General features: G+C 47.6%; 19 protein-coding genes. 6 read left to right on the forward strand and 13 right to left on the reverse strand.

The window, feature by feature from the left end; translation table 11 throughout:
• Nucleotides 1-158 precede the first annotated feature (158 nt).
• From ACYVGR_RS36045 to ACYVGR_RS36060, 4 genes are all read left to right on the forward strand, one after another.
• Nucleotides 159-1,481, forward strand: a complete 1,323-nt coding sequence (locus tag ACYVGR_RS36045; RefSeq protein ID WP_460965531.1) for a hypothetical protein — start codon at nt 159-161, stop codon at nt 1,479-1,481.
• Between the two features lie 164 nt (nt 1,482-1,645).
• Nucleotides 1,646-2,248: a retropepsin-like aspartic protease family protein gene (locus ACYVGR_RS36050; RefSeq protein ID WP_460965533.1), complete on the forward strand. Its 603-nt coding sequence runs from the start codon at nt 1,646-1,648 to the stop codon at nt 2,246-2,248.
• Nucleotides 2,249-2,268: 20 nt separating this feature from the next.
• A complete protein-coding gene (locus ACYVGR_RS36055) occupies nt 2,269-3,006 on the forward strand; it encodes an FkbM family methyltransferase (protein WP_460965535.1) in 738 nt (245 codons plus the stop codon).
• A gap of 38 nt (nt 3,007-3,044) precedes the next feature.
• On the forward strand, nt 3,045-4,442 hold the full coding sequence (locus ACYVGR_RS36060) for a WG repeat-containing protein (protein ID WP_460965536.1): 1,398 nt from the start codon (nt 3,045-3,047) through the stop codon (nt 4,440-4,442).
• A gap of 114 nt (nt 4,443-4,556) precedes the next feature.
• Here the strand turns inward: ACYVGR_RS36060 and ACYVGR_RS36065 are convergent, their stop codons facing one another.
• The 3 genes from ACYVGR_RS36065 to ACYVGR_RS36075 form a co-directional block, all read right to left on the reverse strand.
• Nucleotides 4,557-5,384: a hypothetical protein gene (locus ACYVGR_RS36065; RefSeq protein WP_460965538.1), complete on the reverse strand. Its 828-nt coding sequence runs from the start codon at nt 5,382-5,384 to the stop codon at nt 4,557-4,559.
• A 102-nt stretch (nt 5,385-5,486) separates the two neighbouring features.
• Nucleotides 5,487-6,536, reverse strand: a complete 1,050-nt coding sequence (locus ACYVGR_RS36070) for a hypothetical protein (RefSeq protein ID WP_460965540.1) — start codon at nt 6,534-6,536, stop codon at nt 5,487-5,489.
• 3 nt (nt 6,537-6,539) lie between these two features.
• The gene (locus ACYVGR_RS36075) at nt 6,540-6,875 is read right to left on the reverse strand and encodes a PKD domain-containing protein (protein WP_460965542.1); all 336 of its coding nucleotides are present in this window, start codon (nt 6,873-6,875) and stop codon (nt 6,540-6,542) included.
• 268 nt (nt 6,876-7,143) lie between these two features.
• Here ACYVGR_RS36075 and ACYVGR_RS36080 point away from each other — a divergent pair, with 268 nt between their 5' ends.
• A complete protein-coding gene (locus ACYVGR_RS36080) occupies nt 7,144-10,830 on the forward strand; it encodes a PAS domain S-box protein (RefSeq protein WP_460965543.1) in 3,687 nt (1,228 codons plus the stop codon).
• A 100-nt stretch (nt 10,831-10,930) separates the two neighbouring features.
• Here the strand turns inward: ACYVGR_RS36080 and ypfJ are convergent, their stop codons facing one another.
• Nucleotides 10,931-11,785 carry a KPN_02809 family neutral zinc metallopeptidase gene (gene ypfJ / locus ACYVGR_RS36085; protein ID WP_460965545.1) on the reverse strand — a complete coding sequence of 285 codons (855 nt, stop codon included), beginning with the start codon at nt 11,783-11,785 and terminating at the stop codon, nt 10,931-10,933.
• Nucleotides 11,786-11,890: 105 nt separating this feature from the next.
• Entirely contained in the window at nt 11,891-12,961 is a 1,071-nt protein-coding gene (gene namA / locus ACYVGR_RS36090) for an NADPH dehydrogenase NamA (RefSeq protein ID WP_460965547.1), read from the reverse strand.
• A 146-nt stretch (nt 12,962-13,107) separates the two neighbouring features.
• Between namA and ACYVGR_RS36095 the strand changes: the two genes are divergently transcribed.
• Nucleotides 13,108-13,365 (forward strand): DUF6582 domain-containing protein, encoded by a 258-nt coding sequence (locus ACYVGR_RS36095; RefSeq protein ID WP_460965549.1) that lies wholly within the window; start codon nt 13,108-13,110, stop codon nt 13,363-13,365.
• Between the two features lie 82 nt (nt 13,366-13,447).
• Here ACYVGR_RS36095 and ACYVGR_RS36100 read toward each other — a convergent pair whose 3' ends face one another.
• The 8 genes from ACYVGR_RS36100 to ACYVGR_RS36135 form a co-directional block, all read right to left on the reverse strand.
• The gene (locus tag ACYVGR_RS36100; RefSeq protein WP_182457667.1) at nt 13,448-13,732 is read right to left on the reverse strand and encodes a hypothetical protein; all 285 of its coding nucleotides are present in this window, start codon (nt 13,730-13,732) and stop codon (nt 13,448-13,450) included.
• Between the two features lie 424 nt (nt 13,733-14,156).
• Nucleotides 14,157-14,756, reverse strand: coding sequence for a chemotaxis protein CheB (locus ACYVGR_RS36105; RefSeq protein WP_460965550.1), 600 nt, complete (start codon nt 14,754-14,756; stop codon nt 14,157-14,159).
• A complete protein-coding gene (locus ACYVGR_RS36110; RefSeq protein WP_460965551.1) occupies nt 14,738-15,550 on the reverse strand; it encodes a CheR family methyltransferase in 813 nt (270 codons plus the stop codon). Before ACYVGR_RS36110 ends, ACYVGR_RS36105 begins: the two co-directional genes overlap by 19 nt.
• 181 nt (nt 15,551-15,731) lie before the next feature.
• Nucleotides 15,732-16,097, reverse strand: a complete 366-nt coding sequence (locus tag ACYVGR_RS36115) for a response regulator (protein ID WP_460965552.1) — start codon at nt 16,095-16,097, stop codon at nt 15,732-15,734.
• A gap of 100 nt (nt 16,098-16,197) precedes the next feature.
• The gene (locus tag ACYVGR_RS36120; protein WP_460965553.1) at nt 16,198-19,818 is read right to left on the reverse strand and encodes a response regulator; all 3,621 of its coding nucleotides are present in this window, start codon (nt 19,816-19,818) and stop codon (nt 16,198-16,200) included.
• Between the two features lie 121 nt (nt 19,819-19,939).
• A complete protein-coding gene (locus ACYVGR_RS36125) occupies nt 19,940-21,532 on the reverse strand; it encodes a hybrid sensor histidine kinase/response regulator (protein ID WP_460965555.1) in 1,593 nt (530 codons plus the stop codon).
• A gap of 336 nt (nt 21,533-21,868) precedes the next feature.
• On the reverse strand, nt 21,869-22,930 hold the full coding sequence (locus tag ACYVGR_RS36130; protein ID WP_460965556.1) for a winged helix DNA-binding domain-containing protein: 1,062 nt from the start codon (nt 22,928-22,930) through the stop codon (nt 21,869-21,871).
• Between the two features lie 132 nt (nt 22,931-23,062).
• Complete coding sequence (locus ACYVGR_RS36135) at nt 23,063-23,590, reverse strand: DinB family protein (protein WP_460965557.1); 528 nt, start codon at nt 23,588-23,590, stop codon at nt 23,063-23,065.
• Between the last annotated feature and the right edge of the window lie 75 nt (nt 23,591-23,665).

Genomic DNA, 23,665 nt, shown 5'->3' on the forward strand with positions numbered 1-23,665 from the left:
GATGTCAGATTTAAGAATCTGACACCTGAGGTTTCTCAAAACCTAACGCGTGAAAATAGGTTTTGAGAAACCTTACTTGTCGGTTATTAGTAACCGACATCACGGGATAGCACTCAATGTATTAGTGACTTTGGTGACCAGCTACTTAACCTTCTTTTATGCTAAGACTATCTTGTATAAGCCTCTTCGCTTTACTCACATCAACCTCCTTCGCCCAGAACATCAACCAGTCGGCGGTTGATACGATGACGAAAGATGTAGCGATTGCTGTATTTGCCAAGATCAATCAGCCGAAGGCTCAGGAAATTTATACTCAACTGCGCAACTGTGGCGATGGGTGTGACCCACAAACGATTATTCGTACGGTGGGCAGCTGGGATCAGGTTGGCGCTAAAATGCAGGAGTTGAGTGAGTTGAAAAATACCGCTGCTTTTGCCGCCATGTCGCCCGAGGATGCCAATGCAGCCATTCGGAAACAACTGGCCACGTTCTATACTCGTTACAAAACAGATAACAATTATGGCAAGCCGCTCAGCTCAGCCATTCAGGCTCAGATTCTAGTTAAAATTGATCGGATGCTGCCGCCAGCCATAGCAACTGAACCCGCACCAACGGTTTCGGATAGTTCGGCTGATGCGCAGACCACACCAGTAGAGGAGACAGATATAGACCCCGCAGCGTTTCACCAAAGTCAATTGGAAAGTCGGGCTAAAGAAGCTGAAGCAAAACAACTCTGGATGATGATCGTAGGGGGTATTATTGGATTGCTGGTTGGCGCGGGAGCCATTTATTTATTGCTCTATCGGGCAGTACAGGCAGAAATCAAAGCGTTACTGGATGAAAACAATCAGCTAACAAATTCGCTAGAATCAGCTCGTCGAGCGGCTAAACCCGGAAATGAAGCCAATTCTGTACGAGTCGATTATCGGCAAAAGGCGGATGCCTACGATAAGATTGTTACCGAACTGGATACTGATAATCCATTGCTGGCCATCCGGCAGTTAAAACAGCAACTGACTAAACCAACGCCGAAATCGGCGCCAATTTCTCGATCTGGCGAGCCACAAATTGAGCCTACTATAACACCTGAACCTATACAGATTCAGCAGCAAATACCTGCTATTCAGGCGCCCGAACCAGCACCAATGCCAGCTCGTTCGGAGGTATTTTACTTTCCCCCACCCGATCCAAACGGGCAGTTCGATTTATCGCAGAAATCAGACATGCTCTCGCCCGAGTCTGCTTACCGATTCAGCGTCAGCGCCAATAATCCATCAGTCGCTTCGTTCCGGTTCGAGGCCGAGCCGGGTCGGGTGGCTCGGTTTCTGACGTATCGTAACTACATGATTGAAACAGCCTGCGAGAGCGAGAATAGCTATACAACCACCCACACGCGAATTGCAATGCGTAGGGACGGTCAGGCTGTGCTCGAAAATGGCGTCTGGCGCGTGAAAACGAAGGCATTAATTCGGTACGAGTAGATTGACGTTCAAATCGAAAACAACCGACTGCAACAGTATTTTTTTGACAGGATTAACAGGATAAAACAGGATTAGAGAGCCAACATCCTGTTTTATCCTGTTAATCCTGTCAAAAAAATATAACACAAGGCGTCGTGTCCAGCCCTGTCATTCGTTAGATAGTCATGAAAATCACACATGCTCGCACAATCGCCGTTCGGCTCGCTATATCCTTATGCCTTTTCGCCATCGTACTTTATCTCTCAGGGTGCTCGGGCTGCTCCCGATCGGGTAGTCACCAACCGCGAAAGAAAAAAGGTACGAAGACAGAACAGCCGACGAGCCAAACGGCTCAAGCCGAAACACCAGTCCCTAAACCAACGTTAACCCAGATAGGAAGCGGGCCAACGGAAGTGGCGATGGAAAAAGAAAAGGGCGTTTACAAGGTACCGGTAATTATCAACGGGCATCCCATGAAATTCATTCTGGACACAGGTGCCAGCCTGATTTCGATTTCGTCTACAGAAGCCGAATTCATGATGAAGCAGGGCACCATTACCGAAGCCGATATTGTAGGGCAATCGCGTTTTGAAGACGCCAACGGCGACCTATCTCCCGGTGATATCATTCGGCTAAAGTCCGTGCAAATTGGCGATCGGGTTCTTGAAAACGTGAATGCTAACGTCGTGCGGAGTAACAAAGCCCCTTTGTTGCTTGGTCAGTCGGCCTTGTCGAAATTTGGTAAAATCTCTGTGGATTATCGACGAAATGTAGTAACATTCGACTGAAACCAGGCCGTTTGACAGCTATGAGCAAAAAACTAGTCGATTATGTAAAGTCGGTGTTTTCATCGTTCGGGTTGTTTGTTGCCCGGCGGTATCCCAATGCCATAACTGGTCATGAACTACCGTATGATTTGAAAGTCATTGTTCGGAACGAAAATCCGGTCTGTTTCGATATTGGCGCCAATCGTGGGCAAACGATTCAACTATTTCAGGGCTGTTTTCGTGATCCGATTATTCACTCATTTGAGCCGTCATCTGCTACCTTTGCAACACTGGCGAGTCAATCGTTCGGGCCAAGGGTACAACTTCATCAGCTCGCCCTGGGCGAACAGGTTGGGGTTGCCGAGTTTCGCAATTACGCCCAATCGGAACTGAGTTCATTTCTGCCCGTAAACCCCGACCGATCGGAAAATATATTTGCGGAAGAAAAGCTGATGCTGACCGAATCAGTTCAGGTAAGCACGCTGGATAATTTCTGTTCGGCGCGGGGTTTCGAACAGATTGACTTACTAAAAATTGATACGCAGGGCTTCGAGCTTCCCGTACTCCGTGGAGGAGCTAATTTGTTTCGAAACAAACAAATCGGGGCCGTTATGCTGGAACTGAACTTTGCATCTTTATATGAAGGACAGTCTGATCCATTGGAGATTTTGGCGCTCATGCGCGACCACAACATGCGGTTAGTTGATTATTATGAAAAAGAACGGGCGCATGGCCTAGAACTTTCCTGGACAACTGCCCTGTTTATGCGTTATCCTTAAAACATTGACTTCACTCGTAAACCCTGACGCGCTACCTAATGACTGAAACCGAACTGACCGACCGACTTCGTGAAGCCATTGTTCTCGACGGGCCCGACGTTTGGCGAACCAACGGCTATCTTCAGGATGCACAACAGGCAGGCCTTTCCTTGACTGACGCACTCAAACGAGCGACCGAAATAAGCCAGGAAGTTGCCAATAACAGCTTACTGTTTCAAAATATACAGGCCCGGATTGCCCGGTTAGCGCAGCCTTCACGCGCCCACCTGATCGAGCAGGATTTAAGTCAGATTATTAATGCTGCCACCTCGCTAAAACTCTCTCCCGACTTCGTCCGAAATCGGTGGGTACCGCTTGTATTACAACGAATTACTTCCAGTGCTACCCCAAAAGCACCCGAAGTACCCGTTGTTGTGCCACCTCAACCAGTAGCCCCTTCGGTTGAAATCCCTGACAAGTTTGAGGAATTAATCGAAAGCGAACCCGAACCACCTCAACCAGAGCCTCAAAAAATTACAGTCCGGGAGCCAGAGCCAGTTTTACCTCCACCAGTAGTTGTTGAGCAGCCTATTGCGGAACCCGTTTCTACACTATATGAGCCCCCACCGCTTGTGCGGTCTTTTACAGCTACCCCAGCGCGCATATACAAGGGGCAATCAGTAACGCTAGCCTGGGATGTTGAGAATTTGCTAGCCGTTACGATCGATGATTTGGGCGAAGGGTTATCACCAAACAATCGGGGCTGGGTAAAACCATCCAAAAGCACCGATTATACCCTGTTCGACGCCAATAACAATCCCCTCAGCACCGTACGCGTGGAGGTCATGTCGCGCGACCGAAGTGGTGTGTATGGGGTACTGTTTGCGATGGCGTTACTCGCGCTTATTTACTGGTTTATTAAAAGCAGTAACGCAAAGACTAACGAACCAAAACCAAGGCAAAAAACGGAGCAGACAACGGGCTCACTTCAGACTGATCAGCCGGTAGAGGTCTCAACGGTAAGCCATCAGAAACCGGATAAAGAACCCGAAACGACGGAAGCAACAGATACGCCAGCCAAAGCGCCCAACGATGCCCCAGTTGCTTCAGTTACGGTTCCGAAAAGCGACGAAAAAACAAGTAGTAAGACTAAGGATGATACCCCTCCTGCATCTGAACCCGAACCAAAGCCGACTACTCCAGCCGATGCCCGCCAAGGAAAATATGAGGAGGCTTTTGGCAATAAACCTTACGACAAAGTGGAGCTGGGTATGGACGAACACGGCTGGCGACGCGCTCGAAGTCGTGGTCGCTGGGGCTACGTCAATGAGTTTGACGAATGGGTAATTCCACCCGAATACGAAGCCGTTACGCCATTTCGCGGTAATACGGCCTCTGTATTTCGGAATGGCCAACTCATGACCATCAACCGAAGTGGCGAGCAGGTGAGGAATTAATTTTGAGTGATTGAGTGATAGAAATGATTGAGTGATTGAATGAGTGGATGATAGAATGGCTTTCAGACTGTATTTATTCAATCACTCAATCACTCAATCATTCAAAATTCAAAATCACGGCCCCAGCGTGACGCTTAGCTTCTGGAAAGAGGTCCAATAGCCGGATGCCAACAGGCCAATGCCATTACCGGGAAACACTTTGAGGCTATACGGACTCGTGCGAATTTCCTGGGCATTGATATAAAATCGAAGTATTTCTCCGTTTCGTTTGATCATAAGCCGATTACGGTTTTTCTCAACGGCTACGCCCGGTACGATATAACGCCCCGCTAGGTAATCGCTGGTTGTTTGCCCATTAATCACCCGGCTCACCGATACTTCGCCTTTTGCGTTCAACGTAAAAGCACAATAATTGAGCGAATCCTTCACGCCAAACAGTAGTCCGCCCGTTGGAACCTGGCCTGAATCGGCCAGCACATCGACCTTTATCGTGAATATATCCGCCCTGTTCAGGTTAATATCCGTAGGCAATTCAACAGCACTAAACGCGACTTGCGAGGTATTTACATTCAATTTACGAATGCTGTAGCGCCCTAGGCTTATCTGGTAATTGTAATCCCCTTTGTTACCAGACCGCCAACCGTTTCGGCTTGTGGCAAAATCGCCGATAAATGCCGGACGAAAGTCAGGACTGGCCGGAGCAGACGAGTTGGCAACGGTCGGTTCCAGGCGATCGACCGGCTGAGCTATAGGCGGCACAGTTGCCGTCGACGGGCTAACGACAGATGAATTCGTAGTCAACCGGGACGTTGGCCTAAGGGTTACTCGCTGCCACTCACTGGAAGCCGAATAAACGGCGGATTTCACCCGTCGTTCTGTCGACTGTGCAAAGCTTATGACCGATGTCAGGGCTACTAAGCAAATTGTCAGAAATAAACGCATAATTAATGAGCGAAAGAGTGAGAGAGTGAATGAGTGAACATCTGCTTCAGAATTTTCACCGCATGGGCGGCCCTATCTTTCGCTCATTCACTCATTCACTCATTAAAACGAGTACCGTACCATTGCTGTCATTTGTCCTGCCTGGAAGCCAGGCCGAAGCGTAACTGATTGAAACCGTTTGGCTTCTTTTTGAATTTGACTATTCCGCAATCCTTTGATAAATGTCAGAATTACATCCGCAGCCGCCACAACAACAGCCCCCCGTGTAGCCATGAAATAACGATGATGATGGTCGTTGGCAGTTTGGTAATAAGGCTCGCCAGCAGTACTATTTTTCTGCTCTTCATAAACAGCATAGACATCCTGCGCTTTTGTTCGCTCCGATAAGCCATAGGCAATCAGTCCGTAGCACCCTATAGTCAATAACGGCCGGAAACCCACTTTAGGCTTAGGCATCTGTACAAAAATATTCCCGATTCCTGGCGCCACAGCCGACAGTAACGCCCAGGCTGGCCCAGCATACCGTGTTTTTGGCCGACGAACCGAATCAGTTACAACAGCCAGCGGAGCCTCACTGACTGACTGAACGGCTGGTACAGTTTGCGAGACTGGTGGTTGAGGACTTGGTGTTGAAACCGCCACCGAAGCTGGTGGTTGCGTAGATGTTGGTGATGTAGTCGTAACAGGCGGTGTCGTAGCAACTGGGGCGATTTTAGCAGGCTCTTTGTTTACGCTATCTGAAGCAAAAATAGAGGGTTTCGGATGTGTTACCTGAGTTGAGCGCTCTACTTTTGCAGGACGTGAAGCAACTAACGGAACGCTCGCCCGTACGAGAACTTTTGCCTGAATCTCTTCATTGAGCGAGTACCCGTTAGCCAATGCATCCCAGATAATCCGTCGATCCGAACCCGCCGTAATGCGTATGCCAATATCACCTCGCACAAATTCGGGTAGAATATGCAAGGTACCTCGTAACCGACTCTGCACCTCAAAATAAAGGGAATCGCCAGGGCGGGCAACAATCAGATCATAGCGAATTTCGAGTTGCGAGGAATCGACAACATGAATCCGAACATTACGGACGCGCTCCTGTGCCTGGCCTGGCAAAACCAGAAAGAGACAAAAAATGGAAAGGAGAACTAGACGCATCATGAGTTAATTGCTGACAGTAATTTGGCGGGTCGTCGTGAATTTATCATCGCACGAATTGGCAATCGTGAGCGTGATGGTGTAGGTGCCGGGTTGATCGTACGTATACGTTACGCGGGTTCCAACGCGGGTCTTGCCTTTATTATCGCCAGGGTCCCAGCCAACAACGCCGATGTCGCCCTGCGGATTATCCAAGAAAAAGGTAACATCTAAATGCCCAATCGCGTACCCAACCGAGGCCGACGGTTTGGCACAGACGGGAAAGTTTTTTTTCGTTAAATCAAAGGGTTCACAAGCCATTGTGGCCAGCAATACCAACAAATAAATAAAATACCTTCCCATAGTTATTCACTGACACACACCAATGTAAGCAATACTTCCGCAACGACATACAGTCTAATGTGCAAATCCGTTTCCTAAACCAATAGACCACTGATTTTATGATCATTGAGATAAATTATGATTTTTGAACTGACAGGTATTAATCATAGTCAAATCATAACCTGATCTTAATACATCATAAAAATCAGCGGGCCATCTTCAATTATCTATACAGTCGTTAACGGAACCCAACATTTTCGTAAATTTATACAATACATTGCCTAACGCTATGCGCTGGTCTGCCAAAACAAAAGATGAACTAGTGGCCGAAATTCAACGACTCCACCATGAACGCGACGGACAATCACCGTCTGACGCGCAACCTATATTCGACGTTCGCCAAACAGTTGATCAACTCAACTTAGTGGGTCTGACAATTGAACGCGACGGAACATTGAGTTATGCCAATCCGTATACGTACCGGGTAACAGCCTGGCAACCGAGCGAGATTATTGGCAAAAATTTCTTCGAAATTTTTATTCCTCCAACTGATCGGGCCAAGCTTGAAATTGAATTCGAAGAGGCTTTAGTAAGAGGTGGCTTTCCTGAGCAAAAAGAAATTACGTTACTTGCCCGTTCGGGTGCCTTCCGCAATGTGCAGCTCAACTCGGTCATTGTCAATAGTATTGATGATCATGTTGCTTCATTTACCGTCATTGGCGAAGACGTCACCAATAAACGTCGCGTTGCTTCAGCCCTGTCGAACACCAATGCTCAACTACAGGATTTGGTCGATAACACGTCCGATCTGATTCAGTTGCTCACGCTCGATGGCAAATTTATCTTCGTGAACCGCGCCTGGCGTGAAGCCCTCGGCTACAACTCCGAAGAGATTTCGGCGCTCAACCTAAGCGATGTCCTCCATCCCGACTATGCCGCCAGCACGCTCGGTATGCTCAAACGCATTCAGGAAGGCGATAAGCTTCCCTATGTCGAGACTGTTTTCCGGAGCAAAACAGGGAAAACCCTGTTTTTGTCGGGCAGCGTCAACTGCCGGTTCGATAACGGTCGCCCTACTGCCTTCCGTTGTATCCTGCACGATACGACTGGCAAAATTCGGGCCGAAAAATCGCAGAAGCTCTACTACAGTATCGCCAACTGGACAATCAATACGCCTAACCTGGGCGAGCTGTATCATAAGATTCACGAAGAGTTAGGACACATTATCGACGCCCGTAACTTCTTCATTGCGCTCTATGATTCTACTAAAACGTTTCTGTCATTCCCGTACTATGTCGATGAATATTTCGGGAGTACCATGCGGTTTACCAAACGGAAATTAGGGAATGGCATTATCGAATACACCATTCTGGCCAACAAGCCTTTATTTCTGTACGAGCGGGATATTCGCCAGTTAGAAGAACACCATGATATTGATCTGTATGGCCAGCGGCAGCCACAGGTCATGCTAACGGCTCCGCTCCGTATTGGCGATGAAATTACCGGAATCATCGGCGTTAAGTCATACGACGATGCGCAAACGTATGGTCCGCGTGATCTGGAGCTGTTGGAATTCATCTCAGGTCAGGTAGCGCTGGCCATTGCCCGAAAACAATCGGAGGCTCGTCTGGACAAACAAAATGCTCGTCTGAACGCCATTTTCGATAGTAGTACCTATTTGATCTGGTCGGTCAATAAAGCACTTCAACTAACCTCTTTCAATAAAAACTACGCTCGACTTATTGAGTATCAGACTCATGAAACGCCTTCTGTTCAGGCCCATGCGCCCGAACTCGGCTGGCGTATGATTGGCGATGAAAATCGAGACCGGCTCGAAGAACGTTACCGACAGGCTTTTCGGGGATTGCCGCAAAATTTTGAGCTGCATTTCATGACCACAGCTGGGGAAACGTATTATGAGTTTCACCTCAACCCGATTTTGCTGGCCAGTGGCGCCATTGATGAAGTGTCGGGAATTGCTCGGAATATTACCAACCGCCGACGTGCAGAGATTGCTACCCGCCAGAGTGAAGAAAAATTCCGGGGTATTTTCGAAAACCTACAGGACATCTACGCCCGTGTTGATCGGAAAGGCCGAATTACGATGATTAGTCCATCTATTTTTAAACGGATGGGCTATACGCCGGAAGAAGTATTGGGTCAAGAGATTACCAAATTCTTCATTGACGAAAATGCGATTCGCCATGCCATGTTTAAGCTGGCTCGTAATCGCAGTCTGCGCAATTTCGAAGCCAGCATGCGCCGAAAAGACGGTAGTGAACGGCAGTACATGTTTAACATGCTGATGCTGAACGACGAACCGGGCAATAGCTCAGTGGTGGCAGTACTAGCTCGCGACATTACTGAATTGAAAAAGCAATCGGCAGAATTAGTTAAAGCCAAAGATGAAGCCGAACGATCATTGAAAGTAAAAGAGCAGTTTCTGGCTAATATGAGCCACGAAATTCGAACGCCGATGAACGGGGTTATCGGCATGATCGATCTGTTGAACGATACGCAACTGGACGAGGAACAACGTAGTTACGTCAAAACCGTTAAACGCTCATCGGAAACGCTGTTGAACATTCTGAACGACATCCTGGACCTCTCGAAAATTGAGGCAGGAAAGATGGTTCTGCACGAGTCGCCAGTTGCCTTCAAGGAGATTTTCGAAAAACTAATCGCCCTTTTCGGACAACAAGCTAATTCTAAAGACAATACCCTGACGTATCATCTCGGGCCAGACTTACCTACGTTTGTTATTGCCGATCAGACACGGCTGCTCCAAATTCTGTCGAACCTAACCAGCAATGCCATTAAATTCACGGAACATGGTAGCATTCGGGTCGAAGCGTCGCTCATTAGTAAGCGTGGCAAATTCAACCGAATTCGGGTGGCCGTTACCGATTCCGGCATCGGTATTTCTCCACAAAATATTAACCTGTTATTCAACTCGTTTAGCCAGGTAGATACCTCTTCTCGAAAATCGTTTGGAGGTACGGGCTTAGGCTTAGCCATCTCGAAAGAACTGGCGCATTTAATGAAAGGCGAAGTTGGCGTAGAATCGACTGTCGGATCGGGCAGTACCTTCTGGTTCACGATCGAACTGAAAGAAACCGCCATCAGTCCAACGCAGCAAACAACCGAAGTTGCTGAAATTGCCCTGGCCAACTTCTTCAGCACCTACCATCCAAATGTGCTTCTGGTTGACGACAATGCCGTAAACCGGAAAGTGGCGAGTGAAATCCTTCGGAAATCGGGCTGCGTTGTCACTACCGCCGACAGCGGTCCAGCTGCTATTCGGGAAGTAGAATCCAGCGCCACTGGTGAAGCAGAGGGTTTCGATGTCATTTTTATGGACATTCAGATGCCGGATATGGACGGCGTTGAAACCACTCGGCGACTGCGCGAACAGTTTGGCAAATCTTTACCAACCATTGTTGCGATGACGGCCTATTCGATGAAGGAAGACCGGGAGCGTTTCATTAGTCAGGGATTGGATGACTACATTGCCAAACCCATTCGAGCGCAGAGTCTGGTGGCTAAGGTCAAAGAACTGACGGATGCCAATCGGGCCAAACGCGCTGCCACTGAGTCAAGTGCGGCCCCTGCTCCCAAACCTATTGCTAAGGTGGCGGAACCAGCTCTGCCCATTATTGATCCTGAGATTGTTGGGCAACTCCGTGATATTGGCGGTCAGGATCTGGTAGACAGTATTATGGAAGAGTTTGTAACCGAGGCCACAGACCTGGTCGGTAGCTCTCTGTCAGCGTATTCGCTGGGTGATATTCCAACGGTAAAAAGCCACTTGCATACGCTCAAAGGCAGCGCCGGAACCATCGGCGTGTCTCGCGTAGCCGAGATTGCCCGCGTAGCCGAAGGGAAACTAAAAGTCAACGATACCAGCGGATTAGCCGAAGCGCTACAAGCGCTGGAGCAGGCATTTGAGGAGTTTTTGGTGGAATTGAAGAAGTAGTTTTTCCTGTCATTCCTCCTAAGGTCGGAATGACAGGAAAGTCCATAAAAAAATGGAGCTATAATAGCTCCATTTTTTTATGAGGATGTGCATATACCTATTACAAATTAGCGTCTTCGCGACTGTTGAAGGTATCGCCCTGATTCAGATCACCGGTTCTGAGTCCTTTTTTGAACCAGTATACTCGTTGCGCTGAGGTACCATGTGTAAACGCATCGGGAACCACTCGGCCCTGTGTTTCTTCCTGAATTTTGTCGTCGCCAATCGCATTGGCTGCTGTCAAGGCCGATTCAACGTCATTCTCATCGATCGAAATGCTTTGTCCTTGTGCATGGTGTGCCCAAACACCGGCAAAGAAATCGGCCTGTAGTTCCAGCCGAACCGATACCCGATTGTATTCTCGCTCACTCATTCGTTGCCGTAGGGCATCTGTTTTATCCATAATTCCCAATAGCTTCTGAACATGGTGGCCTATCTCATGAGCAACCACGTACGACATCGCAAATTCGCCGGGAGCCTGAAACCGTTGAGCCAGCTCGTCGTAAAACGACAGATCGATATAGACTTTCTGATCTACAGGGCAATAGAATGGACCCATAGCATCCTGTGCAGTACCACAACCCGATGAGGTTACTCCCCGAAACATCACCAGAACCGGTTTACGGTACTGGCTTCCCTGTTCAGCAAATAGTTTCGTCCAGACATCTTCGGTACTGGCCAGCACTTTTCTCGTGAAATGGGCCGCTTCATCGTCGGCCTGTGGGTCTGATGGCGCTTGCGAGGTGGCCTGGTTAGCTGAGCGCTGGTTTAGTACTTCCGAAGGGTCGCCCCCCAGGAGCATGACAATAACAGCTATCACAACGGTGCCAATTCCACCGCCCACAACAAGCCCTCCTCCACCGCTTCCCCGGCGGTCGTCGACATTATCGCTTTCTCGTCCTCCTAACCAACGCATAAAATTTTCTCAGTTAATAAATGGTGATTACTCAAGTAGTTCATTACTCTTAGTTGGCAAGATTACTGTTTCTGCCGGTAAAATGTTTAGTTCTAGCGCAATTATTCATCGGGGTCGAGCCCGTTCATACTGAATTGGCCAACTGATGGCATTTTCCATCGCATGAGCCGCATGCAACGGGAAATAGGGATCGCGCAGAAATTCACGCGCGAGTAGTACTAAATCAGCCTGACCAGCAGCCAGAATGGCATCGGCCTGTTTAGCCGACGTGATCAACCCTACGGCCGCCGTCATGATGCCCGTTTCTCGTTTGATACGCTCCGCAAAAGGCACCTGATAACCGGGTTTCAGCGGAATTTTCGCACTTGCCACGTTTCCTCCTGTTGAACAGTCAACCACATCGACTCCTTTTGTTTTCAGAATAGCGCTTAACGCCACCGAATCCTCGATTGTCCAGCCTCCGTCGGTCCAGTCCGTTGCCGAAATCCGTACAAAAATGGGTAACTCGGCTGGCCATACAGTTTGGACGCGCTCGATTACTTCCAGTAACAATCGAATGCGATTTTCAAATACTCCTCCGTAGTCATCAGTTCGCTGATTGCTCAATGGCGACAGAAACTGGTGCAACAAATAGCCATGTGCCGCATGAATTTCGACAACTTGAAAACCGGCTGCAAGCGCACGCTGAGCAGCCGCCTGAAAGTCAGCCAGCACCTGGTTAATACCATCAACGGTTAAGGCCAGCGGTGCCGGTTCTGACTCCTGAAACGGAATAGCACTGGGAGCCAGGGTTTGCCAGCCCCGTTCGGCGGTGGGTAAAATGAGTGTGCCGCCTTCCCAGGGTCGGCGGTGGCTCGCTTTCCGACCAGCATGAGCCAGTTGAATACCCGCCACCGTGCCATTCTGCCGAAGAAATTGGGTAATTCGTTTTAGGCCAGGAATCTGGTCATCTTTCCAAATACCCAGATCATCGGGTGAAATTCGTCCCTCGGGCGAAATGGCCGTTGCTTCGGTAAAAATCAGCCCGGCTCCTCCTACGGCCCGACTCCCCAGGTGCACCAGATGCCAGTCATTGGCAAAACCATCCTCGCTCGAATACTGGCACATGGGCGAGACAACAATGCGATTTTTAAGCTGAATGCTACGGATAGATAGCGGAGAAAAAAGAATTGACATACGCTTTTAGTGAGGTCATGGCCCATAAATAAACATTCGATTCTCGTTTATCGTTGAGCAAGAAATTATTTGAGTAGGCCGTTCTGCGAAAGTCCTACTCAAATAATCGAAACGGCTTTTAAATCTAATCAAACAACTCAACGATCATGGCAAACGACCCAAAAATTGATCGACGCGACGATGTTACGCCAACGGAAGGCGAACACAAATATGGTGATGTTGAATTCGCCGATCGGACGAACAAAAAATACCCCATCGATACACCCGAGCACGTTCGGGCTGCATGGAGTTATATCAATCACAAGGACAATGCGGCCAAGTATGACACGGATGAAGTAAGTACCATTAAAGAGCGCATCAAAAAGGCAGCCAAGAAGCACGATGTAGCTATTCAGGATGCATAATCTACGGCATCTTTTCTTACTTAAACACAAAACCGCCCGACTCAAAAATCGGGCGGTTTTGTGTTTAAGCTAGAGAGCCAGCTTATAACTTCTCTTTCACTACTTTAACATCTTTCTTGGCCTGGTCTTTCACCAATTCACCTTCCTGTTTCATTCGCTGTTTACGATGCGCTTTCAGGGATTCCTGATCACCCGTTGCTTTATCGATTTTACGAGCCTCTTTATTCGCTTTTAAAGCTGCTTTGTCGCCTGCTACTTCGGCTTTTGCTTCAACAACTTCAGCTTTTTTCTTCATTTTGTTATCCTGGGCCTGCGCCATGCTCAAGGTGAGAGCAAGGGCGGCAACAACTGCAATTACTTTTTTCATAACGTTTTTGGGATAATCCCGTTAGTGCGTGTTTAGTCTCATAAAGATCGACTCACCAGAAAGTGAATCTACTTATGGACACTTAACAAGCAGTGCCTACGCTTGTTTGTCATTGAGCCGGTCATTAAAAAACTTTAATGTTCGACACCCGCACAGTTTATAGTAATTAATCTGATTGCCTTATAGTTAACATGAATCATAACCGATTTACGGATAGCATTATACTAGTTTTTTTGTCATCCCGACGTCAGGAGGGATCTTCGGCAACTGGTTATTTACCGAAGATCCCTCCTGACGTCGGGATGACAAAAAATAACATTATAAATAACTGACAATCAATTGACAAACCCAGGCTTTACCCATAGTTAGTTAGGAACATCGTTACAAACAAGTCGGGCTAACACGTACTACCCGGCTTTAACGATTACCTCACCTCGCGGGGCAGATTCAAGGTATTCATAAACGAGATCAATTCCTGTATATCAAGGACATAATCAATGGGTGCACTCAGAATGGCCTGTTGGGGCATAAAAGCAACCTGGGCCGTTTCGGGCTGTTGAACGATGCTTACGCCACCAGCTCGTTTGATAGCCACCAGACCATTGGTCCCATCGGAGTTAGCCCCCGAGAGTAAAACACCCACCAAAGACGATCCGTATACATCGGCCGCTGATTCAAACGTGACATCGATTGAAGGGCGGCTGTAGTTTACTTTTTCGGAATCATCCAGCGAAAAGGTACCATCCTTCTCGATCAATAGATGGTAATCGGCGGGGGCCAGGTAGATGGTGCCGGGTACTATTACGTCTTTATCATCGACTTCTTTAAGCGGCAGACTCGTTTTAAGCGAGAACAAATTCGCCAATGTCGAATCGGCGGTGTTCTTTCGGTGCAACACAATGATCAGCGTAAACAATAGCGGTGATCGTAACGCTGGCAATAGTTTTAATAAAACATCAATACTGCCGGTTGATCCACCAATGACGACCACCTGACAGGAGTTGATTACCCTATTTTCCGCCATATTTTTTCATTGTTCTCTAACTGTTTGAACTTAGGTTGTAGGGTAGAAAACTTCAAGGTTTCTTTTGCACCCAGCGCTAGATAACTGAGCGGCCCCAGGCTCTCGTTGAAAAGCGTTAGTACGCGTTCCTGCAAGGCCTTATCAAAATAAATCAGCACGTTCCGACACAGGATGAGATCGAACTCGTTGAACGACCGATCCGACACGAGGTTATGTGTCGAGAAAACCATTTTCCCGGCCAATTCTTCATTGAATTTCACGTGGCCATACTGCGCGGTGTAGTAGCTCGAAAAATCTTTTTTCCCACCCGACAATATGTAATTCTCCGAGTACTGTTTCATGGGAGCCAACGCAAAAATGCCTTTGCGAGCCACTTCCAGCACTTCCGAATTAAGGTCGGTGGCATATAACAACGATTTGTGCAGCAAATTGGCCTCTTTCAGCAAGATAGCCATCGAGAATACTTCCTCGCCCGTTGAGCAACCTGCGTGCCAGATCCGAATAAAGGGCTTGGCCGCCAGGGTGCTGATTACTTCGGTTCGGAGTGTTTTGTAGAATAGTGGATCACGGAACATTTCGGTCACGTTCACGGTCAACTCTTCCACAAATCGCTTCAGGTAATTTGGGTCTGTGCGGACCCGATAACGCATTTCGGCAAAGCTAGGAAACTTATCTAAGGACCATAACCGGTTAATCCGTCGCTTCAACGACGCTCTTGCATAGTGGGTGAAATCGTACCCATATACCTCAAGCAGGTCATTTAGTAAAAGATCAACTTCTCTTTCCTCAATCATTTTTAACAGGCACTAGTAACTCAAATTTAACAACAGTCTATACTCGACTCAATAGCTTTCCAACGAATTATCGCCTGAGTAACTTTAGATTCTGGTGATTCTCTGGATTCTATTGTATCAAGTGGTTGACAATCCGGTTGTTATTTATCAGCACGATAGAATCACTAGAATCTAAAGTTGCTTAACTCTTCGATAATAGCTGTAACAATCGGTCAACATCAATTGGTTTGGCAATATAATCGGTTGCCCCTGCACGCAGACATTTTTCCCGATCACCGACCATGGCCTGCGCTGTAACCGAAAAAATGGGCGTATTCTCCCGATTAGGTAAATTTTTGATACGCGGAATCGCTTCGTAGCCGTCCATATCCGGCATCATCATGTCAATCAGAATAAAGTCGATCACAGCATCTGTTTTGAGGATTTCCAATGCCTCCCGAGCACTTAAGCAAGACAAACAGTCAAACGATTTGGCTTTGAGTGTAGCCGTCAGCGCAAAAATATTTCTCGGATCATCATCGATAATAAGGACTCGTTTTTTAGGCATGGGGTTCAGGTTTTTAATTTAAGGTTTACGGTTTGAGATTTACGGGAGAACTAGCCACTTGCTATATTCCCTAACTGTAAACCAAAACCAGTAAACCTATCTATGATCTATCGTACAGCCAAACGCGAAGTAAGGACACCAGTTGGTCAATATCTACAGGTTTGGTGATATAATCGGATGCGCCCGCCTGAATACATTTTTCCCGATCGCCGGTCATGGCTTTGGCTGTAACCGCAATAACGGGCAGGTTCTTCCACTGGTAATGTTCCCGAATCTTCTGCGCGGTTTCGTACCCATCCATCTGCGGCATCATCATATCCAGAAGAACAATATCGATGGCCGGATTTTCGGTTAACTTTTGAAGGGCTTCTTTCCCATCCAGCGCGGCTATCACCGTCATATTATACTGCTCCAGTGCTTTTGATAACGAGAAGATATTCCGTACATCGTCATCGGCCACCAGAACGGTCTTTTTGTCGAGTACCTGACTCAGCCCCAGCATCTTTTTCGAGCTTCCGCTAGCATCGCTCTGTTTATTTTCCTCAACCAGATGCAAAAAGAGCGACACCTCATCGAGCATGCGCTGGTACGAATGGGCGGTTTTGACAATAATTGAGTCGGCGTATTTTTTAATTTTCAACTCTTCCGACATCGACAGGCTCTTACCGGTAAAGATGATGATCGGCAGGTTTTCGAGGCCCGGATTTTTCTTCGCTTCCTCCAGCGTTTCGTAAGCTTTATGATCGGGAATTCCCATATCCAGAATGACACAATCGACTTCTTTCAACGCAGTAATCCCCTCCGCAATGTTACTTTTCAGTTCCGATTTAATATTGAAGGTCTCCAGGAAGTAAGCCAGCGCTTTGGCGTGTTTGGGGTTATCTTCAATAATCAGCACTTTCTTATGATTGCGATCCAGCACGTATTCGATCTTTTTGAAGATGTCCTGCATCTGCTCAAAGGCCATCGGCTTGTCGACAAAATCGATAGCTCCTTTCAATAAGCTCTCGTTTTTGAGCTTATGCGACGACATAATATGCACCGGAATTGGTCGGGTTTGCGGATTGGCTTTCAGCGCGTCCATCACTTCCCAACCGCTCATAACGGGTAACTGAATATCGAGCAGGATACCAATTGGATTATAAATAGCGGCTAATCGTAGCCCTTCGTCGCCCCGCACCGATACCACTCCTTTGTAGCCTTTTTTGCGGGCATACTCTAGTAGTGATTTCGCGAAATTGGTGTCGTCCTCAACAATCAGGATGGTTTTATCCTCTTTCGTAATAGTGTTTCGGTCATCGGGAATAGCCTCTGGAATAGTGGCGCTGATGTATTTGTTAGGAACGGCCGTTGCACTTGGCAGGACTTGTTCAGGTAGCGGTGGCGTGACTAATGGTTCGGTAGTGCCAGTTACATCGACGCCTGACACTGGCAAATGAACCGTGAACTCACTGCCTTCATTTACCTCACTTTTCAGTTTAATTTCACCCCCAAGCAGTTTAGCCAGCTCACGGCTAATGGACAAGCCTAAGCCAGTTCCGCCGTATTTCCGTTTCGTAGAGCCATCGGCCTGCTGGAACGCTTCAAAAACCAGTGGCTGCTTCTGGATCGGAATACCAATACCCGTATCCCTCACCACAAAGCAGAGCGTTGGGGCTGCGGCCCCCTGGCCCGCGCGACCAGACTTGGCTTTATTTAACTTGATCGTTAACGTGACGCTACCTGTAGAGGTAAATTTGATGGCGTTCGATAATAAATTCTTGAGGATTTGTCCCAACCGCATTTTATCGGTTTCGATAATCGCGGGTACGTCTGGCTCAACCGTGATGCCGAAGTCGAGTCCTTTTTCTTTGGCCAATAGAGCAAAGAGCGATTGCAGTTCGTCGGTTATATCCTGAATGGCCACGTCCTGATAATCCAGGTTCATCTGACCGGCTTCAATTTTGGACAGATCGAGAATTTCATCGATCAACCCCAGCAGGCCATTACCCGACGACTGAATGACTTTGGCATATTCAATCTGATCGCCATTCAGGTTTTCGTCGGTGTTCTCGGCCAGTAATCGGCTCAACAGCAAAATCGAGTTGAGTGGCGTCCGGAGTTCATGCGACATATTGGCCAGAAACTCCGATTTATAGCGGGTTGCCAGTTCCAGTTCATCAGCCTTTTTCTGAATCTCACTGGTTTTCTCTTCCAGCAACAGGCCCCGTTCTTCGAGTTCGGTATTCGTTTGCTGAAGTTCTTCCTGCTGAACGCGCAGCTCTTCTTCCGATGCCTGGAGCTTCTGCGCCTGCATTTCCAACTCGGCATTCAGATTTTCCATCTCCGTATGCTGCGCCTGAAGCTCTTCTGATTGAGCCTGCGTTTCTTCCAGGAAGTTTTGCAGCTTGATGTAATCCAGAGCCGCGTTGACCCCAATGGCCGTGGCTTCCAGATTTCGCTCGATAAAATCGATAATTAATGGACTAGGTTTATGCAGAAAACCAAGTTCCAGCGCCCCAACGCAGGTGTTGCCATAAAGCAAGGGCGCAATGACTAAAGCGGTAGGGTGTGTGTCGCCCAGAGAAGAGGTTATCCGGCTATAATCGTAAGGAACATTCTCAACAATAATCATTTTCTTCTGCTCAATTACCTGCCCAATCAGCCCTTCCCCAGGATTGACCGTGGCAGGCACCTGATGAGCCGCATAACTACCCGACAGTTTAAAACTGGCCTCGGTATCGATCAGATAAACGGTTCCCAACGGAGCGTTTACGTAACTGGCCATGGTATCGATCAGGTGGGTGGCGAGTTTCTTCAAATCTTTCTGCCCCCGAATTGCATCGCTTAAAGCCACCGAACCCGCCTGTAGCCAATTTCGATCGTTTAAATCGGTAAACGTCTGTTCCAGTGAAGAGGCCATCTGATTCAAGGCCTTCGAGATACGACCAAGTTCATCGTCTCGTTCGTCCATACTTCGCACCGAATAATCGCCCCCGGCAATATCCTGCGTAATGTCTTCCATGACGGCAATGCGCCCGGCGGTTTCAATATACTTCGCTTCTTCCTGTTTCTGTCGGGCAATCCGGTCGTCCAGATCCTGCTTGATGCGCACATACGTTAAAACCGTAATCAGGATCGATACAATGGCCGCAATAACCAGCAGAAAAGGAGTATAAGTGATGTAAATCTGCTGCTGTTCGACTCGTTCTTTCAGCAGATTTTCTTCCTCGACTTTCATCCGGGTAATTACGATTCGTAATCTATCCATCACCTCCTTCCCTTTCATCATCTCGCGGTGCCGCTCGATGGTATCGCGGAGAAAAGCCCTATTCTGTTTAACAAGATTAACAACCCGCTGCATTTGCGCGAACTTGGCATCGTACAGATTTTTGACCTCAGCCAAATTCTTTTGCTGGTCTGGGTTATCGTTTGTCAGTTCCTGTAGATGCGTATAGCTGGTCTCGACTTTTTCAAAACTGCCATTATAAGGCTGCAAAAAGCGCTGATCCAGCGTGACCAGATACCCGCGCTGGCCGGTTTCGGCGTCCTTAATAAAGGAGATAATGTTCTCCGCTTCGATAAGTACCTGGTTGGTATGGTTAACGAGTTTCGAGTTACTAATCAGTTGCTGAATGCTGTAGAACGACGCCAGAAGACTGATGAGCAGTAAGAAGGTAGAAATACTAAAAACAATCTGTAGTTGTCGGATTACGGAATTCGACGTTGAATATTTAGGCATAAGTTAAGTAGTGAGTAGCTAGGCTAATGCTGTTCAATTTAGGTTCTGGGGATTCTATTATATTGATAAACAAGGGAAAAAGCATCCAAGAATCCATAGAATCTATTTAGCCGACGCAAGCTTATACAGTTTCGTTAACCATGAGTTGACTGGCTTGCTGTACGGGTAAAACGAGGATAAATCGAGTGCCTTCATCAACGCGGCTCTGCGCCCAAATCAGGCCGTGGTGCTTATCGATATTCTTTTTCGCGATAGCCAGACCGATACCAGTGCCTTCATACGTAGTCCGGTTATGCAATCGCTGAAAAATGACGAAGATGCGGTCCAGGAATTTTTCGTCAAATCCAATGCCGTTGTCCTGCACCACAATCCGACAATAAGCTCCATCCGTCGCAGGCGCGGCCTCAATATCTTTCGATTCAATTAAATCAGCACCGATGCGGATGATAGGTGGTACGTTTTGCTTTGAGAATTTCAGCGCATTACTGATCAGATTCTGAAAGATTTGCCGCATCCGGCTCGGCATTGTTTCAATAATGGGCAGTTTATCGATAACAATCGTAGCTCTGGTCCGGCTGATAGCCTCGTCGAAGTCCAACAGTAATTCATCCAGCATGCCGTTCAGGTCCGTTTGTTCAAACGACTCAGGATTGGATAACCGGGAATAAGCCAGTAAATCATTGATCAACGACGACATACGCGCCGACGACCGAATCGATCGATCGAGGTAGGAAACGGCCTCATCATTGCCTTTAAGGTATTTCTCTTTAATGGTATCGTTGAGCAGTTGAATCTTCCGAAGCGGTTCTTTCAGGTCGTGCGAAACCACCCAGGTAAATTGCTGTAGTTCGTGATTCGTCCGCTCGAGTTCTATATTTTTAAGCTGTAGCTCGTTGGTTCGTACTTTTACCTGTTGTTCAAGCAGTTCGGCGGCCTGTTTTTGCGGATGAATATCGGTAAACGTGCCAATCCAGCGAATCAATACATCCTGTTGCCGAATGGGCAGGATACGCAGCAAGTGATACCGATACTCGCCGGTTACCAGGTCTTTCAGGCGTACTTCGCGGGTAAAATCATCTTCCTGCGTAAAGATGGTCGTCCAGCCGTCGTAAAGTCGATCCTGCTCGTGCGTTTCGGGAAACGATTTTGCACTGGTGGCATACCGAAACCAGTGCTGGTTTACATACTCGATCTGCCCGTCGGGTGCTACAGCAAACGCCATCTGCGGTAAGCTCGACAACACGGTCTGTAACTCCTGAAATCGGACAGCTAACTCTTCCTGGGCCCGTTTACGAATATCTACTTCTTTCCGCAACGAATCCTGCGTAGCTCGTAGCTCCTGTTGCTGGTCGTAAAGCCGATGTAATATTTTAACTTTTAAAACCAGGATATCGGGATCAACGGGTTTGGTGAGATAATCGATTCCACCAGAGGTATAGCCCTGCGTAATGAATTTTTTTTCGGTATTAACTGCCGACAGAAAAATAATGGAGGTATCGCGGGATTTACTAAATCCGGAAATGGCATTGGCCACTTCGAAGCCATCCATTCCGGGCATTTGTACATCAAGAATGATGACTGCATAATCCGTTTTCAGGATTTTTTTCAGGGCTTCTTCCCCTGATTCGGCAGTATCCACTGAAAATCGATGCAGTTCAAGAATCTTCTTTAACGGGAGAATATTTTCCTGTCTGTCATCAACAATAAGAATCATGTCAGGCTATTAATTAGAACGTTGAATAAAAGGCTGGGTGGTTTCCTGAAAACCGGGACAACGATACCCTCTATTAATAACGCGCATTCCGCTAGTCTTTGTTTCGATAGTGTACCGCCCAAAACCCATTTTATACGATACGGCAAAGCCATCTTACTGAAACAAGTGCCTAAGGGCAAAACCTTGTAACAACCAGATGGCAACTAAAGCGTATAAAAACCTAAAATTAATGAGTTACACGGAAATTCAATTAAAAGGTTAGTTAGAAGGCTAATGAATTAACTTTAAGGAGAATATAGTCACTTGTTTCGAAGTAAGTATAACCTTATTAGCCTTTTATAATTTCAGAAAATCACGGTACTGCTTACTGGCAAGCGTAATAGCCTGTTGCTGTTCGTCGGAAAGCGCGAAAAACAAATGAGTGTCAATCGTAACAGTATCTTTTTTTATTGTTCGTTTCCAGGTACCCACTACGCGCCCATCGACGACAATGACCGGGCTAAAGATGCCGTTACCAGCACTCACGATCTGGCTAAAGTCCAACGGCCCCAGGGCTGCACTCCGATCTTTATAGGCCACCAGATACTCATCGAACGAGGGTACTAAATGAACTGTTGGTGGTATGATGCTCGGTGTAGAAATTACCGAAGCCATCCAGTAGATCTGGCCATTTAGTTCCTCGGCCATCAACGCCGATTTAGCCAGCTCAAGGCCCTCTCTGGCTTCGGTAATTGTCAGACCAGACCACCACACAAAATCGGGTAGCGTAGCCGGACCGTGACTTGTAAAATAACGGATCGTGAGAGTAGCCAACGCTTCATCCCGTTCCAGCCGCTTCACTCCCGGCGACCACTCGTCTAGTAACGTAAATGTAAATTCTTTCCCTCTCCGATTCCCACAGCAAATGAGTCCATCGTAAGCGGCATTGTTCAACAGAAAATTCAAGCGTAAGTCGTGGATAAGGATACCCGCCTGCGAAAGCGCCAGCTTCAATTCGGGGCGGGTTAATTGCTGGCCACCTTCCAGTACCCGAATCATGGCTGCGTGGCTTTTGGCGAATATGGACTCGTTTAACTCCAGTTTCCGGTAATAGGAACGGCTAATCGACTCGAGCCGATGCCTGACCAGCGCCAGCATCCAGCGCAGATCGTCGGCCGCAATCAGGTGCAGCGTTCCCCGAAAAGCCCAGGTGCGAATAATGAATTTATCGGCAATAGCTTGCTCAATGAAAGCATCGGTCGTGTTAGGCAACCGAAGCCCCAGTGCCCATTTGGATGCGGCATAATCTTGTGCCTGCACCGCACCAAACCAGGCCACCAAATCGGACGGTTTGGTAAACATCGGCTGCACTAGTTGCTGATTAACAAGACGATGCTGAACAAGAATTGAATCTGGCATTGGACAATGATTTTATGAACTTAAACTAGAACACTGATTTTTAGGATAGTTAAGATGCGATATGGTTTTCGTTCGTTTCGCCTGAAATCATAGTCCATCTTACACTCTCCTAAAAATCAGCGCCTATACCTATTACCCGATAAGGCGATAGAAATTATAATCGGTCATGGGCGCGTCGGTTAGGCCAACATTTCGCCCGATGGTTACCACCTGTCCACGATGATACGTACTATGATTCATACAATGATGAATAAACGAAATTCGGGTTTCAGCGCCACTAAACCACGGCGTTGTCAAATAAATTTCCTCCTCCAGATCAGCTTCCGTTAGCGACTGTACATACGTTGCCACCCGCTCCGATTGCTCCACAATTCCCGTAAACACTTCTTCCAGCGTCCCGAAAAATCCTACCTGTCGAAACGAGACCGGTAGAGGTACCTGCTGCACAATCGCCAGCCAGAAGCGTTGCGTATCCCAGATATGCACCAGTGTTTCTTTCAAACTCGGGAAACTCGATGGCACGTCCTGCTCCATCAGAGCGGCTGGTTTTGTTTGTAACCACTCAACTAATCGGCGGTTGGCCCATGCATTATACACGGCATAATCACTGATAAGAGATACTACGGTCAGAGCTGGTTTTACTTCGATTGTCGGGGTCATAATTCGTTTAGTTTTGTTAGTATAAAGGTACTCGGCCCCTATGACAGCCCTATGTCAGCAGTGATTTCCAGCTTT

This window comes from Spirosoma litoris (assembly GCF_054776755.1).